The following is a 13,999-nucleotide window of genomic DNA, read 5'->3' on the forward strand; positions in this document are numbered from 1 at the left end:
ACTAATCATCTAGTCATTTGGCAAACTGACCGAAAGGTCGGGACGCAAAGCCTCCGGTCTACAGACGTTTTGTCCAGGATAGCGGGGTTGCCACACGCAAGTGTGTATCGGGGAATCCCCAGGCCAACTGACTGCCCACATCTGTCGAACAGAGGAATGTATGGCAGCAAAAATCCAACTTAATCACATCGCAGCGGTGCTGGCTCTGCTGGCCAGCGGCAGCGCCCTGGCTCATGGCTACATCAGCCAGCCAGAGAGCCGCAACTATCTGTGCAAAACCGGCGGCAACAGCCAGTGTGGCGGCGTGCAGTGGGAACCCCAGAGCGTGGAGGGCCCTTCCGGCTTCCCGCAGAGCGGCCCGCAGGATGGTCAAATCGCCTCGGCGGGCAGCCCGCGCTGGAGCGAGCTGAACATCCAGACCAGCGACCGCTGGACCAAACGTGAAGTACAGCCCGGCCCCTTCGCCATCAGCTGGACCTTCACCGCCAACCACGTCACCCGCAACTGGCGCTACTACCTCACCAAGCAGGACTGGAACCCCAACCAGCCGCTCACCCGCGCCTCGTTCGATCTGACCCCCTTCTGCGTCATCGACGGCAACATGGTGCAGCCGCCCAAGCAGGTGACCCACAACTGCATCCTGCCGGAGCGCACCGGTTATCAGTTGATCCTCGGCGTGTGGGAAGTGGGCGACACCAGCAACAGCTTCTACAACATCATCGATGCCAAGTTCAAAGATGGTAGTCAGCCGCCGCTGGAGTGGAGCCAGTCCGGCACCATCTACCCCTCCATCGACCTCGCGGCAGGCGACAAGGCGATGACCCGGGTATTCGATGCCAACGGCGAGCGCCCCGATCTGCAAACCGTGCTGACCATCACCACTGCCGAACAGGGCCAGAAGAACAACTGGGCCCATGCCCTCGCCAGCAAGATCAACGCCGAGCAGAGCCTGATCCGCGCCGGTCAGCAAGGAGCCGATGGCCAGTTCAATCCGGTCTACGGTATGAACCCCGTCTATCTGCATCGAGACAGCAAACTGAAGCGGGTCGAGATTGACCTGCAACAGCAGCAACCGCCGGTGGTGGACAGTATCAGCGTCAGCGGTCTGGCCAGCGACTATGTGCTGGACAACGGCAAGGCAACCCTCGATTTCACCGTCACCGCACAGGGCGATCTGACCGTATCCAACACCCTCTATGACCACGGCGGCGTGGCCAAGGGTGAAAGCAGTGCCGACATCAAGGACAGCAGCCACACCTTCACCATGGCGCTGGAAGGGCTCAAGGCAGGTCACCACCAGCTGGTGATCAAGGCCACCCCGAAAGCGGGCGGCGAGACCATCCAGCAGACCATGGATCTGATGTTCAAGGAGCAGAGCAGCGGCGAATATGACTTCGTCTTCCCGAACAACATCAAGTCCTACACCGCCGGAACCAAGGTGCAGCAGCCGAAAAATGGCAAGGTCTATCAGTGCAAGCCCTTCCCCTACAGCGGCTACTGCGTGCAGTGGGCCACCACCGCCACCCAGTTCGAGCCGGGTGTCGGGTCCCACTGGCAAGAAGCCTGGATTGAGCTGAAGTGATCCGCAGCGGGTCATGACGCCATCAATAAAACGGGGAGCCATTGGCTCCCCTTCTTGTCTTCTCTTGCCATTCAAACTGGACGTCGATGACGGGCTAGCAGCCCATGACTCCTCCCCGATAGCCTGTACGACTCTTGCGCAGTGCTCGCAATCCATCTCTATTGCTTATATCAGCCACTCGCATCGGGAGCCGGACGCAGACTCTGTGAGCCATGCCCCTCTGCCACCTTGAACCCTGTGCCATCATGGGATCAGGCAGCAACGACGCGAAAGGAAGCCGCCATGTGGATCAATGCAGAACCGGTCAACGGAGCCCTGGTCTCGCTGGCCATCGGCCTGATTATCGGACTGGAGCGGGGCTGGCAGGTGCGCCAGCTGGGGGATAACCAGCGCATCGCCGGGATGCGTACCTACGGCCTTATCGGCCTGCTCGGCGGGGTGTGCGGTTTGCTGCTACCGACTCTGGGCCCCTGGCTGCCGCTGCTCGGCCTGCTGGCGGTGGTGACCGGCTGCGGCCTCTCGGTCTGGCTGGCCCAGCGCTGGCAGGGGGAGTTCGGCCTCACCAGCTCGGTGGCCATGCTGCTCACCTACCTGCTCGGCCTGATGTCGGTGCTGCTGAGCCCGAGCGAGGCGGTCGCCTGCGCCGTACTGGCCGCCCTGTTGATGGGCTTGAAGGGGCAGATCCAGCAAGGGATGCTGTTTCTCAGCGAAACCGAATTCCACGCCACCCTGCGCTTTCTGCTTATCTCGCTGGTGCTGCTGCCGGTACTGCCCAACGAGGAGATGGGGCCCCTCGATGCCTTCAACCCCTTCAAGATCTGGCTGATGGTGGTGGTGATCGCCGGCATCTCGTTTTGTGGCCACTTCGCGGTACGCCTGCTCGGTACTCGCGCCGGACTGGTGCTCACCAGCATACTGGCGGGATTGGCCTCCTCCACTGCCCTCACCCTGCAGTTCGCTCGCCTCAACAAGGAGCAGGGGGGGCTGGAGCGGCTGCTGGCCACCGGCATCCTGCTGGCAGGGGCCACCATGTGGCTGCGGCTGCTGGTACTGGTACTGCTGATTCACAGCGAGCTGGCGATGCGTCTCGCCGCCCCGCTCGTGTTGCTGGCGACCACGGTCTACGGTTTTGCCTTCTGGTTCTGGCGCCAGCGCGAGGAGCTGACTGACGGCCCGGTACAGCCGGAAACCAGCAACCCGCTCGATCTGGCCACCGCCATCAAGTTCGGCCTGCTGCTGGCGCTGATCGGCTTTATGGCAACGCTGCTGCAAGACAAGGTGGGCAACTCCGGGGTCTATCTGCTGTCGCTGGTGTCGGGGATCACCGATGTGGACGCCATCACGCTGTCGCTCTCCCAGCTTTCCCACAAGGAGCTGGCGCTGGAGGTGGCGGCCCGCGGCATCCTGCTGGCCGGGCTGGTCAACTCGCTGGTGAAGGGGCTGCTGGCCCTTGGCATCGGCGGTCGCAGTCTCGGGCTGCGGGTATTGCTCCCCTACTTCGTCTCGGCCCTGTTGATCCTGCCCCTCGTCTGGCCCGCAGGTTGACGAGGATCACCTGCAACAAGTGACAGACTGACGGCGCCCCTGACAGTCACGTATACTGCCTGCTCTTGCAGCATGAGGAGGTAGCAATGGCGAGCGACTGGGACAAGGTACTGGCAGGCGGGGCCCTGGATAGCCAGAGCGAGGAGATAGCGAACGACCGGATCCGCGGTCAGGCGCTGCTGGCCCGGCTCAATGGTTCACCGGCGGGCGATGGCCCTCTGCGCCAGCAGATCTGCCGCGAGCTCTTTGGCCACTGCCCCGACTCCTGCTGGATCAGCACGCCGTTCACCTGCGAGTTTGGTCGCAACATTCATATCGGCGAGAAGACCTTCTTCAACTTCAACGTCACCATTCTCGATCTGGGCGAAGTGCATATCGGCAGCCATGTGCTGCTGGCCCCCAACGTGCAGATCTACACCGCCACCCACACCATGAACTATCTGGAACGACGCAACTGGACCGCCTACAACAAGCCGGTACGGATCGGCGATGACTGCTGGATCGGCGGTGGCGCCATCATCTGCCCCGGCGTCACCATAGGGCCGCGCTCCATCATTGGCGCGGGCGCCGTGGTCACCCGCGACATCCCGGCAGATTCGGTGGCGGTGGGCAATCCGGCCAGGGTGATCCGCACCCTCAAACAGGACGAGGAGCGCTGCTGGGAGTTGGCCCAATGATGGCGCTGGCGCTGCTGCCACTGGGCGCCGCCCTCTGGCTCGGCCTCGGCGAACAGCAGTGGTGGCCGCTGGCCGTGTTGCTCTCCATGAGCCTGCTCACGGTAGCCGCCTACGCCTGGGACAAGCGGCAGGCGGTGCGCGGTGAGTGGCGCATTCCCGAATCGAGGCTCCATCTGCTGGAGCTGTGCGGTGGTTGGCCGGGGGCGCTGGTGGCCCGCCAGTGGCTGCGTCACAAGACCCAGAAGCGCAGCTACCGGCTGGTCTTCTGGTTTATCGTGCTGCTGCACCTCACCCTGTGGGCGCTCTGGGTCGGTCGGCCACTCTGGCAGCAATAGCCACCTGGGTAACAAGATTGTGGCTTGGCCGCCCGCTCTGGCAGCAATAGCCAACTGCATCACAAAGGCGAAACGGGCCCCATTGCGGCCAATTGACGGCTATGAGAAAACAGAGCAGATCTCATCAGCGTTTTCGCCGTCTATAGACGACAAGGAGTCGTGACATGACCATGTGGACAGGCATAGTCCTGATCGTATTTATCAGCGTATTGTTCGGATATCTCGGCAAGCGGGCTCGCTACCAGATGGGGGATGCCCGCATCACCGACCGCCTCGGCAAGCAAGATATGATCATCAGAGAGTTGCAGGAGCGGATCGCCAATCTGGAGGCAATCGTCATCGAAGAGGAGAAACGGCGCCCGTTTCGGGAGCTGTGATTTTTTCACCGCCAGGTTTCAGATACAGAGAGGGCTGCACGATGCAGCCCTCTCTCGTTTCAGCAGACTCAGATTGCCAGCGGCAGCAACTCGGCATAGTCGCGGATCGCCGGAAAAGCGGTGATGCTCTGCTCCGGCTTGCTGCTATCCGGATTCTGGATCGCCAGCTGGTAGCCGATGCCATAGTCGGCGGCAGCCCGCAGGATCCGCTCGCTGTCATCCACAAACAGGGTACGGGCCGGATCGAACGCCAGCCGCTCGGCCAGTGCCTGCCAGCAGTGCTGGCTCTCCTTCGACCAGCCCAGTTCGTGGGTACTCACCATCAGATCCAGATGCTCGGCAAGGCCAAGCTGCGCATCCTTCACCGATAGACTGGCGGGGTGGGCGTTGGTGAAAAGCACCAGCTGCTTGCCCGCGGCGCGCAGCTCGGCCAGAAAAGGGATGGCATGGGGACGCCACTGGATCTTCGCCAGCAGCTCCTGCTTGAGGGCGCGAATATCGAGCCCCAGGGTCTCGCTCCAGTAATCCACGCAGTACCAGTTGAGGGTGCCGTTGACGGCGTGATAGTGGACATCAATCTGCGCTTTGGCTTCATCCAGCGGCAGACCGAGCTGCTCGGCGTAACGCTCAGGCACCAGTTGCTGCCAGAGGTGGTTGTCAAAATGCAGATCGATCAGGGTGCCATCCATATCGAGCAAGACGGTATCTATCTGGTGCCAGGGCAAGGTGGTGGAGCGGGAGTGTGGCATCGGGCCTCTTGATCGCGGATCTCGGAAAACGGGGCGGCAGTATAACGGATTTTTCCTCCCCCTTTGCCATCCCTGGCCCGTGGTGTTCGGTGTGAGAGTCGTTTACTCTTGAAGCACGATTTTTTAACGAGCAGTCAGCGTCCGATGAGCGACCCCCACAAGAGCAAACCCGAGCACATCTCAGCCGACCAACTGGATAACCCCAAGAGCAAACCGGAGATCCTCAAGGCCGAGATCGTGGCCGAGAGTCGGCTGTTCAGAGTGGAATCCCTCCACCTCAAATTCTCCAACGGCGAAGAGCGGGTCTACGAGCGGATGCGCGGTGGCAACCGGGGCGCCGTCATGGTTGTGCCGCTGTTCGATACCCACACCCTGCTGCTCGTGCGCGAATATGCAGCCGGCACCCACTCCTACGAGCTGGGCTTTCCCAAGGGGCTGATCGACCCCGGTGAAGATGCCTTCGAGGCGGGCAACCGGGAGCTGATGGAGGAAGCGGGCTTTGGCGCCAACAGCCTGACCCTGCTCAAGCAGGTGTCGCTGGCCCCCGGTTACTTCTCCAGTCGGATGGACATTTTACTGGCCCGGGATCTCTTCCCCGAGCAGCGGATCGGCGACGAACCGGAGCCGCTGGAGGTGATCCCCTGGCCGCTGAACCGGATCGACGAATTGCTGGCGCGACCCGACTTCACCGAGTCGCGCAGCATCAGTGCCCTGCTCTTGGCCCAAAAGTGGCTGGCGGAGCAGGCAGAGTAGCCCGCAGACGGGCAGTTAACAGACAGAGGATAACGAGATGCAGGAGTTGTTGGCCTGGGTGCCGGGGGTCAAGGAGATTGCCCGCGAAGCCGGAAGGATCCTTCACGACATCTATCATGGCGGTCAGTTCGAGCGTCAGCTGAAGGAGGATGCGACCCCGGTCACCAGTGCCGATCTTGCTGCCGATGCCTACCTCAAACAGGCGCTCTCGGCGCTCACCCCCCATGTGCCGGTGCTGACCGAAGAGGCGGCCGACATCCCCTTCAGCCAGCGATCCAACTGGCGGCAGTACTGGCTGGTGGATCCTCTCGATGGCACTGGCGAATTTATCGCGGGCAGCGGCGACTTCGCCACCCTGATCGCCCTGGTGCGGGACAATGTGCCGGTGCTCGGGGTCATCTATGCCCCCGAGTCCAACGTGCTCTACTGGGCAGTGCGCGGCTACGGCGCCTTCAAGGAGGTGAACGGCGAGGTACTGCCCATCAGCGCCATGCACCACGAGCATGACCAGCCCGACTCGCTGGTGGTCGCCATCAGCCGCCGCCAGAAGCTGGAAAACCTCACCCGCCGTCTCAACCCGGCCATCAACTACGAGCTGATCCCGCTTGGTTCCAGCTCCCTCAAATCCTGTCTGGTGGCGGAAGGAGCGGCCGATTGCTACGTGCGACTCGGCCCCACCGGCGAGTGGGACACCGCCGCCGCCCAGTGCATCGTCGAGGCAGCCGGTGGCCGTATCCTCAGCCTAGCGTTGCAGCCACTCAGCTACAACGAAACCGAGTCGCTGGAGAACCCTGACTTTATCGTAATGGGGGATCCGGATCTCGCCTGGGGCAACATTCTGGCCCACTAGACGAGTAGCAATATCATCACACCAGACAAGCAGGCGACCCGATGGCCGCCTGCTTTTTCAGGGAAGTTGCCGCGGGTGATGGCCGGTGTGATCCGCTGGTCAAGGCGCGCTTGCACAGCGTGATGCGCTGGCAAAGCGGCAAAATGATAGTGAAACATCACAATCGGTCGGCGAGAAATGGTGCAACTTTTCACGTAATTCTAAAAACCCCTGATTAGCCAAAATAAAAAAATGAGAGCAGATCAAATTTTGGTTTTATATTTCACAAAAACCACCAATATCAGTTTTGTTTCATTCTGTGACCCAGATTCCATTCCCAATCTCGCTGGCTAAACCCCGCAATGGCAGTGATATGTTTCAGTCTCGCTTTTTGAGAATTAAATCCCGATAAACCACAATAAACTCAGATTAAAACACTAACAAAAAGTGAATTAGTAATGAGTTTATCTGTAGAGGCTACCAAGGAGCTATCCGGTTCCTGCTCCACCACGTCCAGCACCACCCGCTGGCGCCGTCACGACACCCACTGGGTCATCAGTCTGTTTGGCACCGCCGTTGGCGCCGGCATCCTGTTCCTGCCCATCAATCTGGGTCTGGGCGGCATCTGGCCCCTCGTTATCGTCGCGGTACTGGCAGGTCCCATGACCTTCCTCGCCCACCGCGGGCTGGCGCGCTTCGTGCTTTCCTCGTCACGCCCCCACGCCGACTTCACCGAAGTGGCGGAGGAGCATTTCGGCAAGATGGCCGGTCGCCTCATCTCGGCGCTCTACTTCCTCTCCATCTTCCCGATCCTGCTCATCTACGGGGTCGGGCTGACCAACACGGTGGAGAGCTTTATGGTCAACCAGCTCGGCATGGCGACCCCGGATCGGGTGATGCTCTCCGGCCTGCTGGTATTTGCCATGATCGCCGTGATGCTGGCGGGTGAGAAAGCGATGCTGCGCGCCTTCGCCTTTATGGTCTATCCGCTGGCGGCCATTCTGGCAGCCCTCTCCTGCTACCTGATCCCTCAGTGGCAATGGCCGGAAGTGACCGCGTTTGAGGGGGTCAGCTTCCTCAACACCGTCTGGCTGGCGCTGCCGGTCACCGTGTTCGCCTTCAGCCACGCCGCCGCCATCTCCGGCTTTGCCAACGTGCAGCGCCGTGAATATGGCGAGCAGGCGGAAGCCAAGAGCGGCCTGATCCTGCGCAACACCACAGTAATGCTGGTGGGCTTCGTGCTGTTCTTCGTCTTCTCTTGCGTGCTGAGCCTCTCGCCAGCCCAGCTGGCTGAAGCCAAGGCCCAGAACGTCTCGGTGCTCTCCTATCTCGCCAACATCACTGACAACCCGGTGATCGTGACTCTGGGGCCGCTCATCGCCTTTATCGCCATCAGCTCCTCCTTCCTTGGCCACTTCCTCGGTGCCCGTGAAAGCCTGAAAAGCCTGATCGCCAAGCCCACCGGCCTGCCGCTGGCCAAGGCGGACAAAGTCGGTATCGCCCTGATGTTCTTCTCTATCTGGGGTGCCGCCGTCATCAACCCGGGCATTCTGGGGCTGATGGAAACCCTCTCCGGCCCGGTCATCGCCATGATCCTGTTCATCATGCCGGTGATTGCCATCTACAAGGTGGAGGCGCTGGCCCGCTTCCGTCACGGCTGGACCAACGGCTTTATCCTGCTGACCGGTTCGCTGGCGGTATCGGCGCTGATCTTCAGCCTGTTGAAGTAATGACTCACAGCAGATACCAAAAAGAGAGGCGACCTTGGGTCGCCTCTCTTCTCTCTGTTCGGGTGTGAACTCAGCCCAGCTTGGCGCCGTTCTCCACCGCTTGCTCGGGGATAGCCAGCACCACGGCGCCATCCGGCCGGTAGAATCCGGTTAGCAGAAATTCAGACTGAAACGGCCCTATCTGTTTGGTCGGGAAGTTGATTACGGCGATGATCTGGCGGCCCACCAGCTGCTCTGGCTGGTAGAGGGCGGTGATCTGGGCACTGCTCTTGCGAATCCCCAGTTCAGGGCCAAAATCCGCCCACACCTTGTAGGCCGGTTTACGTGCCTCGGGGAACGGCTCGACCCGCACCAGGGTACCCACCCGGAGCTCCACCATCTCGAAATCCTGCCAGCTAATCGTCTCCATTTCGGCTCCTGTTTATCGTGCACCTTGCATGACCCGCAGCATGGCCCAAAGAGAGAAGGCTGTCTTCGGCGATCAGCCGTTTCGTTACGGCAGGCGGCCGTTTTGCTGGCGCCAGAGGGACGGAGTGAGCCCGGTCTCGGCCAGGAAGCGCTCGCCGAAGGCCCCCTGATTCTGGTAACCGCAGCGGCTGGCAATCTCCCCAACGGGCAGTTGCGTGCCAGCAAGCAGGGTACGCGCCAGCGCCATGCGTCGATTGCGAATGTAGTGGGAGACACTCACCCCCAACTGCTGGCGAAAGGCGAGCTTGAACTGGCTCTGGCCAAGACAGGCGATAGCGGCGAGTTGCTGATTGGTCAGCGGGGCGGCAAGGTTGGCCTCGATATGGCGCTGCACCTTGAGGATGCGAGCGGCAAGACGCGGAGTGGCAGTGCTCTGCATCCCCTGCCCTTCAGCCAGCAGGGAGAGCCACACCTGCTCCATGCCCGCCACCTGCCGCCCCTCGGCCACCATGCGGTGCAGAAAAGCGAGGTAGTGGCGCTGGGGCTCATCCAGCTCGATAAAGGGGCAGGCCGCCAGATCCCCGGGTAGCCAGTCGCTCTCCTGCACCAGAAACGAAAGCGCGGGATCGGCGGCATAATCGTGCCGCTCGCCGGGAGCGATGACGCAGGCAGAACCGGGGACAAGCCTGTGCCCCCGGCCCTGCACCTCGATCTCGAGGGGGCCGTCGAGGGGGATCACCAGTTGGGCAAAGTCGTGGCTATGACTGCAGACGTGGTGGTGATAGTGGCGCAGGCTGAAGCGGGACATGGCAGATAGCAATGACGCGGCCAGGGCCGCGTCATTGGGGATTATTCCTTGTCGAAATCTTCGATCTCTTTGCCCAGCGCTTCCATGATGGCGCGCGCTTCGGCCGGGACACTGTCCGGTTGATCCTTGCGCAAGTCTTCGTCGCAAGGGAGCGGCTGGCCGGTGAAAGCGTGCAGGAAGGCTTCACAGAGCAGCTCGCTGTTGGTCGCATGACGCAGGTTGTTCACCTGACGGCGGGTGCGCTCATCGGTCAACACTTTCAACACCTTGAGCGGGATCGAGACGGTAATCTTCTTGACCTGTTCGCTCTTCTTACCGTGTTCCGCGTAGGGGCTGACGTAGTCGCCGTTCCACTCTGTTCCCATGACTCACCTGTTCTCATTTAGCCGTGAGCGCGGATTTTAACCCTTAAGGAAATTAATGGCAATCCAACAGCAAAGCCATTTAGACGTCCGGAAGTGTTGACGTCTTTTTTAAGCTGGCGTAGTGTGGTTGTCCATGAGCCCGCAATGGCGGGATGGCGCGTGGCAGCAAGATGCCGGCGTGTGAAGAGACATCAAGGAGAGTGATATGACCCACAAGGCCACCCTGGCGGTTCGCACCGGGATTGAGACAGACACACAGCACGGTGCCGTGGTGCCCCCCATCTACCTCTCCAGCAACTACACCTTTGCCGACTTTGGCGAACCCCGTCAATACGATTATGCCCGCTCTGGTAATCCGACCCGCACCAATCTGGCGGACGCGCTGGCGGCGCTGGAAGGGGGCGCAGGCGCCGTGGTTACCGGCACTGGCATGGGGGCCGTCCATCTGGTCACCACCGCCCTGCTCAAGGCGGGAGATCTGCTGATCGCCCCTCACGACTGCTACGGCGGCACCTGGCGCCTGTTCGAGTATCTGGCGGCCAAGGGCCACTACCGGGTGCAGTTTGTCGATCAGGGCGACGAGGCCGCTCTGGCCGCCGCGCTGGCGCAAAAGCCTGCGCTGGTATGGGTCGAGACCCCCTCCAACCCGCTGCTGCGAGTGGTGGATATCAGCGCCATTGCCAGCGCCGCCCACGAGGTGGGTGCGCAGGTGGTGGTGGACAACACCTTCCTCTCCCCCCTGCTGCAACAGCCGCTGGCCCTCGGTGCCGACGTGGTGGTGCACTCCACCACCAAGTACATCAACGGTCACTCAGACGTGGTGGGCGGAGTGGCGATTGCCAAGGAGGCCGCACTGGCCGAGTCGCTGGTGTGGTGGGCCAACTGTCTGGGGCTCACTTCCGGGGCGTTCGACTCCTACCTCACCCTGCGCGGCCTGCGCACTCTGGCCCCCAGATTGCGCACCCATCAGGAGAATACCGACCGCATCCTCACCTTCCTGCAACAGCAGCCGCTGGTGAAACGCATCTATCACCCCAGCCTGCCGAGCCATCCGGGCCACGATATTGCGCGCCGTCAACAGTCCGGCTTCGGCGCCATGCTAAGTTTTGAACTCGATTGCAGCGAGGCAGGCATTCGCGCCTTCCTCGCGGCCCTCACCCTCTTCTCGGTGGCCGAGTCCCTCGGCGGGGTGGAGAGTCTGGTGGCCCATCCGGCCAGCATGACCCACAGGGCCATGACCCCGGCGGCGCAGCAGGCAGCAGGCATCAGCGCCCAGCTGCTGCGGTTGTCGGTCGGTATTGAACACGGTGAAGACCTGGTGGCCGATCTGGCTCAGGCTTTTGAACAGGCGCAGCAGGCAGAATAGGTAGCGAAGTAATGGAACAGCAGCAACAAGGAGAGATCGCGGTGGCAGCAGAAGCAGGATTGAAGCGACGTCACGTCCACAAATTTGGTGGCAGCAGTCTGGCGGATCCGGTCTGTTATCGCCGGGTCGCCAGTATCGTTGAACAACAGGTGGGCGGGGATGAACTGATCGTGGTCTCCGCCGCTGGCAAGACCACCAACCGGCTGATCCAGCTGGTGGAGCTGGCCGAAGCGGGGGACGAAGCCGCCGGTGAAGCCATCTCTGCCCTGCAGGCCTATCAGCAGAGCCTGATCGACGGCCTGCTGGAGGGTGAACTGCAGCTCGATCTGAGCAAGCAGCTGGCCGACGACATGCAACTGATAGCCAAAACGCTTGAAGGGCAGTTTGATCGCTTCGCCCGCAACGGCCTGCTCGCTTTTGGCGAAGTGTGGTCGGCGCGCCTGCTGGCGGCCCTGCTCACCAGCCGCGGCGACAAGGCTATCTGGCTCGATGCCCGCAGTTTCTTGCGCGCCGAGGATGGCGCTCTGGTCAAGGTAGATACTGCGCTCTCCAGCGAACTGCTCAAGGCGCGACTGGCGGAGCATGCCGGTCGCATCGTGGTAACCGGCTTTATCGCTGCCGACATGGAGGGGCGCTCCCTGCTGCTCGGTCGCAATGGATCCGACTACAGCGCCAGCCTGTTGGCCCTGCTGGCGGACGGCGAATCCACCACCATCTGGAGCGACGTGGCCGGGGTCTACAGCGCCGACCCCCGTCGGGTGAAAGAAGCGCGTCTGCTGGAGCGCCTGAGCCTCTCCGAGGCCAACGAGCTGGCCCGCCTCGGCTCCTCGGTGCTGCATTCGCGCACCCTGCAACCGGTGGCCGACAGCCGCCAGCGCCTCACTTTGCGCTGCAGCTACAACCCGGACGAGGGCTGCACCCATATCCTGCGCCGCGCCCCCCGCTCCGGTGGCGCCCGCATCGTCTCCTCGGTGGATCAGATCGCCCTCATCGAGCTGAAGGTGCTGCCGCAAACCAACTATGAGCAGACGGTGGCCACCATCGAGGCCCATCTGGCCCGCCACCGCCTCAACCCGCTCACCCTGCAGCGCCAGCCGGATCGCCGGATCCTGCGCCTCGCCTACACCCTCGAAGTCGCACAAGGCGCCTTCGAGCTGCTGCGCGACTTCCAGCTGCAAGGGAGCTTCACCGGCCTCATTCAGAAAGAGGGGTACAGTCTGGTAGCGCTGGTCGGCGCCGGTGTCACCGACAACGCAGAACAGTGCCATCGCTTCTATCAGCTGCTGGCGGATCAACCGCTGGAGTTCGTACAGGTGGCCCGAGATGGCCTGAGTCTGGTGGCCGTGCTGCGTCAGGTAGTGCTGGAGCCGCTGCTCATCGCCCTCCACAGCGCCCTCTTCAGCCGCCCGACCCGGGTCGGACTGGTGGTGTTCGGCAAGGGCAATATCGGCGGCCACTGGCTGAGCCTCTATGCCCGCGAAAAGGCACGGCTGGAACATGAACTCAATCTGGCGCTCACCCTCTACGGGGTGTTCAGCTCGGAAGGGGGCCTGCTCGATGAAGAGGGGCTCAACCCCCTCAAGGTACAGGACAACTTCACTCCCAAACCGCTGATCTGGCCGGAGTTGCTCTCCCAGCTTGAGCAGCACGGCTTCGATGCGCTGATTGCGCTGGACATGACCGCCAGCGAAACGGTGAGCCGCTACTATCCGGATTTTGCCCAGCTCGGCATTCACATCATCGCCGCCAACAAGTTTGCCGGTGCCGCCGACAGCGAGTTCTACCAGCGCATCAAGCAGACCTGTCGCGACCATCAGGTGCAGTGGCGCTACAACGCCACCGTGGGCGCCGGGCTGCCGATCCAGTCCAGCATCCAGATGCTGCGCCAGAGCGGCGACCGCATTCAGGGGGTCTCCGGCATCTTCTCCGGCACCCTCTCCTGGCTGTTCCAGCAGTATGACGGCACCCGCCCCTTCTCCGAGCTGGTGGACGAGGCGTGGCAGCACGGCCTGACCGAGCCGGATCCCCGCGAGGATCTCTCCGGTCAGGATGTGCGGCGCAAGCTGCTCATTCTGGCGCGGGAGGCAGGCTTCGAGCTCGACTCCGCCGATATCGAGCTGGAGAATCTGGTACCCGTCACGCTGCGCAAGGTGACCGCCGATCAGTTCATGGACAGACTGAAAGAGCTGGATGGCCCGATCCAGACCGCCTTCGAAGGGGCCAAGCGCCTCGGCAAGGTGCTGCGCTACGTGGCCCGCTTTGAGCATGACGGCAAGGCGCGGGTCGGACTGGAGGCGCTGGAGCCCCACCACCCGTTTGCGAACCTCTTGCCGTGCGACAACATCTTCGCCATCGAGAGCGACAGCTACCGCACCAACCCGCTGGTGATTCAGGGGCCGGGGGCAGGCCGGGAAGTGACCGCCGCCGCTATCCAGTACGATCTGTGGCAGATCTGCGCCAGCCTCTAAGGCTGAT

Annotated in this window: 14 protein-coding genes and 1 riboswitch; of the genes, 10 read left to right on the forward strand and 4 right to left on the reverse strand. The window is 62.1% G+C overall.

What is annotated here, in order from left to right:
• Positions 1 to 9 precede the first annotated feature (9 nt).
• Positions 10 to 95, forward strand: a riboswitch (cyclic di-GMP riboswitch).
• Between the two features lie 65 nt (positions 96 to 160).
• The 5 genes from gbpA to ACTG2U_RS10430 all read left to right on the forward strand — a co-directional run bounded on the left by gbpA (position 161) and on the right by ACTG2U_RS10430 (position 4,516).
• A complete protein-coding gene (gene gbpA, locus ACTG2U_RS10410; RefSeq protein WP_368177525.1) occupies positions 161 to 1,582 on the forward strand; it encodes an N-acetylglucosamine-binding protein GbpA in 1,422 nt (473 codons plus the stop codon).
• A 282-nt stretch (positions 1,583 to 1,864) separates the two neighbouring features.
• Positions 1,865 to 3,127 carry an MgtC/SapB family protein gene (locus ACTG2U_RS10415; RefSeq protein ID WP_201994715.1) on the forward strand — a complete coding sequence of 421 codons (1,263 nt, stop codon included), beginning with the start codon at positions 1,865 to 1,867 and terminating at the stop codon, positions 3,125 to 3,127.
• An 86-nt stretch (positions 3,128 to 3,213) separates the two neighbouring features.
• A complete protein-coding gene (locus ACTG2U_RS10420; protein ID WP_041209031.1) occupies positions 3,214 to 3,804 on the forward strand; it encodes a sugar O-acetyltransferase in 591 nt (196 codons plus the stop codon).
• Complete coding sequence (locus tag ACTG2U_RS10425) at positions 3,801 to 4,139, forward strand: DUF1294 domain-containing protein (protein ID WP_005340265.1); 339 nt, start codon at positions 3,801 to 3,803, stop codon at positions 4,137 to 4,139. Before ACTG2U_RS10420 ends, ACTG2U_RS10425 begins: the two co-directional genes overlap by 4 nt.
• Positions 4,140 to 4,303: 164 nt before the next feature.
• The gene (locus ACTG2U_RS10430) at positions 4,304 to 4,516 is read left to right on the forward strand and encodes a hypothetical protein (RefSeq protein ID WP_005340264.1); all 213 of its coding nucleotides are present in this window, start codon (positions 4,304 to 4,306) and stop codon (positions 4,514 to 4,516) included.
• A gap of 68 nt (positions 4,517 to 4,584) precedes the next feature.
• Here the strand turns inward: ACTG2U_RS10430 and yrfG are convergent, their stop codons facing one another.
• On the reverse strand, positions 4,585 to 5,265 hold the full coding sequence (gene yrfG, locus ACTG2U_RS10435) for a GMP/IMP nucleotidase (protein ID WP_236357679.1): 681 nt from the start codon (positions 5,263 to 5,265) through the stop codon (positions 4,585 to 4,587).
• Positions 5,266 to 5,409: 144 nt separating this feature from the next.
• Here yrfG and nudE point away from each other — a divergent pair, with 144 nt between their 5' ends.
• The 3 genes from nudE to ACTG2U_RS10450 all read left to right on the forward strand — a co-directional run bounded on the left by nudE (position 5,410) and on the right by ACTG2U_RS10450 (position 8,577).
• Complete coding sequence (gene nudE, locus ACTG2U_RS10440) at positions 5,410 to 6,018, forward strand: ADP compounds hydrolase NudE (protein ID WP_429106888.1); 609 nt, start codon at positions 5,410 to 5,412, stop codon at positions 6,016 to 6,018.
• 37 nt (positions 6,019 to 6,055) lie between these two features.
• Positions 6,056 to 6,868: a 3'(2'),5'-bisphosphate nucleotidase CysQ gene (cysQ, locus tag ACTG2U_RS10445; RefSeq protein WP_005357849.1), complete on the forward strand. Its 813-nt coding sequence runs from the start codon at positions 6,056 to 6,058 to the stop codon at positions 6,866 to 6,868.
• Between the two features lie 437 nt (positions 6,869 to 7,305).
• Positions 7,306 to 8,577, forward strand: a complete 1,272-nt coding sequence (locus ACTG2U_RS10450) for an aromatic amino acid transport family protein (RefSeq protein WP_149153685.1) — start codon at positions 7,306 to 7,308, stop codon at positions 8,575 to 8,577.
• A gap of 70 nt (positions 8,578 to 8,647) precedes the next feature.
• Here ACTG2U_RS10450 and ACTG2U_RS10455 read toward each other — a convergent pair whose 3' ends face one another.
• The 3 genes from ACTG2U_RS10455 to metJ all read right to left on the reverse strand — a co-directional run bounded on the left by ACTG2U_RS10455 (position 8,648) and on the right by metJ (position 10,158).
• A complete protein-coding gene (locus ACTG2U_RS10455) occupies positions 8,648 to 8,986 on the reverse strand; it encodes a tRNA-binding protein (protein ID WP_439974450.1) in 339 nt (112 codons plus the stop codon).
• An 84-nt stretch (positions 8,987 to 9,070) separates the two neighbouring features.
• The gene (locus tag ACTG2U_RS10460) at positions 9,071 to 9,793 is read right to left on the reverse strand and encodes a helix-turn-helix domain-containing protein (RefSeq protein WP_439974451.1); all 723 of its coding nucleotides are present in this window, start codon (positions 9,791 to 9,793) and stop codon (positions 9,071 to 9,073) included.
• A 41-nt stretch (positions 9,794 to 9,834) separates the two neighbouring features.
• On the reverse strand, positions 9,835 to 10,158 hold the full coding sequence (gene metJ, locus ACTG2U_RS10465) for a met regulon transcriptional regulator MetJ (RefSeq protein ID WP_005340251.1): 324 nt from the start codon (positions 10,156 to 10,158) through the stop codon (positions 9,835 to 9,837).
• Positions 10,159 to 10,363: 205 nt separating this feature from the next.
• On the opposite strand from metJ, the gene metB reads away from it, so the two are divergent.
• Positions 10,364 to 11,524: a cystathionine gamma-synthase gene (gene metB / locus ACTG2U_RS10470; RefSeq protein WP_439974452.1), complete on the forward strand. Its 1,161-nt coding sequence runs from the start codon at positions 10,364 to 10,366 to the stop codon at positions 11,522 to 11,524.
• An 11-nt stretch (positions 11,525 to 11,535) separates the two neighbouring features.
• The gene (locus ACTG2U_RS10475) at positions 11,536 to 13,992 is read left to right on the forward strand and encodes a bifunctional aspartate kinase/homoserine dehydrogenase II (RefSeq protein ID WP_439974453.1); all 2,457 of its coding nucleotides are present in this window, start codon (positions 11,536 to 11,538) and stop codon (positions 13,990 to 13,992) included.
• Positions 13,993 to 13,999 lie beyond the last annotated feature (7 nt).

Origin of the sequence: Aeromonas sp. 95A, assembly GCF_051919235.1 — a bacterium.
Classification (GTDB): Bacteria; Pseudomonadota; Gammaproteobacteria; order Enterobacterales; family Aeromonadaceae; genus Aeromonas; species Aeromonas veronii.

Bases quoted from the DNA above. Each gene is read 5' to 3' on its own strand.
- gbpA (WP_368177525.1), top strand. From the start codon at position 161: ATGGCAGCAAAAATCCAACTTAATCACATCGCAGCGGTGCTGGCTCTG.
- ACTG2U_RS10415 (WP_201994715.1), top strand. From the start codon at position 1,865: ATGTGGATCAATGCAGAACCGGTCAACGGAGCCCTGGTCTCGCTGGCC.
- ACTG2U_RS10420 (WP_041209031.1), top strand. From the start codon at position 3,214: ATGGCGAGCGACTGGGACAAGGTACTGGCAGGCGGGGCCCTGGATAGC.
- ACTG2U_RS10425 (WP_005340265.1), top strand. From the start codon at position 3,801: ATGATGGCGCTGGCGCTGCTGCCACTGGGCGCCGCCCTCTGGCTCGGC.
- ACTG2U_RS10430 (WP_005340264.1), top strand. From the start codon at position 4,304: ATGACCATGTGGACAGGCATAGTCCTGATCGTATTTATCAGCGTATTG.
- yrfG (WP_236357679.1), bottom strand. From the start codon at position 5,265: ATGCCACACTCCCGCTCCACCACCTTGCCCTGGCACCAGATAGATACC.
- nudE (WP_429106888.1), top strand. From the start codon at position 5,410: ATGAGCGACCCCCACAAGAGCAAACCCGAGCACATCTCAGCCGACCAA.
- cysQ (WP_005357849.1), top strand. From the start codon at position 6,056: ATGCAGGAGTTGTTGGCCTGGGTGCCGGGGGTCAAGGAGATTGCCCGC.
- ACTG2U_RS10450 (WP_149153685.1), top strand. From the start codon at position 7,306: ATGAGTTTATCTGTAGAGGCTACCAAGGAGCTATCCGGTTCCTGCTCC.
- ACTG2U_RS10455 (WP_439974450.1), bottom strand. From the start codon at position 8,986: ATGGAGACGATTAGCTGGCAGGATTTCGAGATGGTGGAGCTCCGGGTG.
- ACTG2U_RS10460 (WP_439974451.1), bottom strand. From the start codon at position 9,793: ATGTCCCGCTTCAGCCTGCGCCACTATCACCACCACGTCTGCAGTCAT.
- metJ (WP_005340251.1), bottom strand. From the start codon at position 10,158: ATGGGAACAGAGTGGAACGGCGACTACGTCAGCCCCTACGCGGAACAC.
- metB (WP_439974452.1), top strand. From the start codon at position 10,364: ATGACCCACAAGGCCACCCTGGCGGTTCGCACCGGGATTGAGACAGAC.
- ACTG2U_RS10475 (WP_439974453.1), top strand. From the start codon at position 11,536: ATGGAACAGCAGCAACAAGGAGAGATCGCGGTGGCAGCAGAAGCAGGA.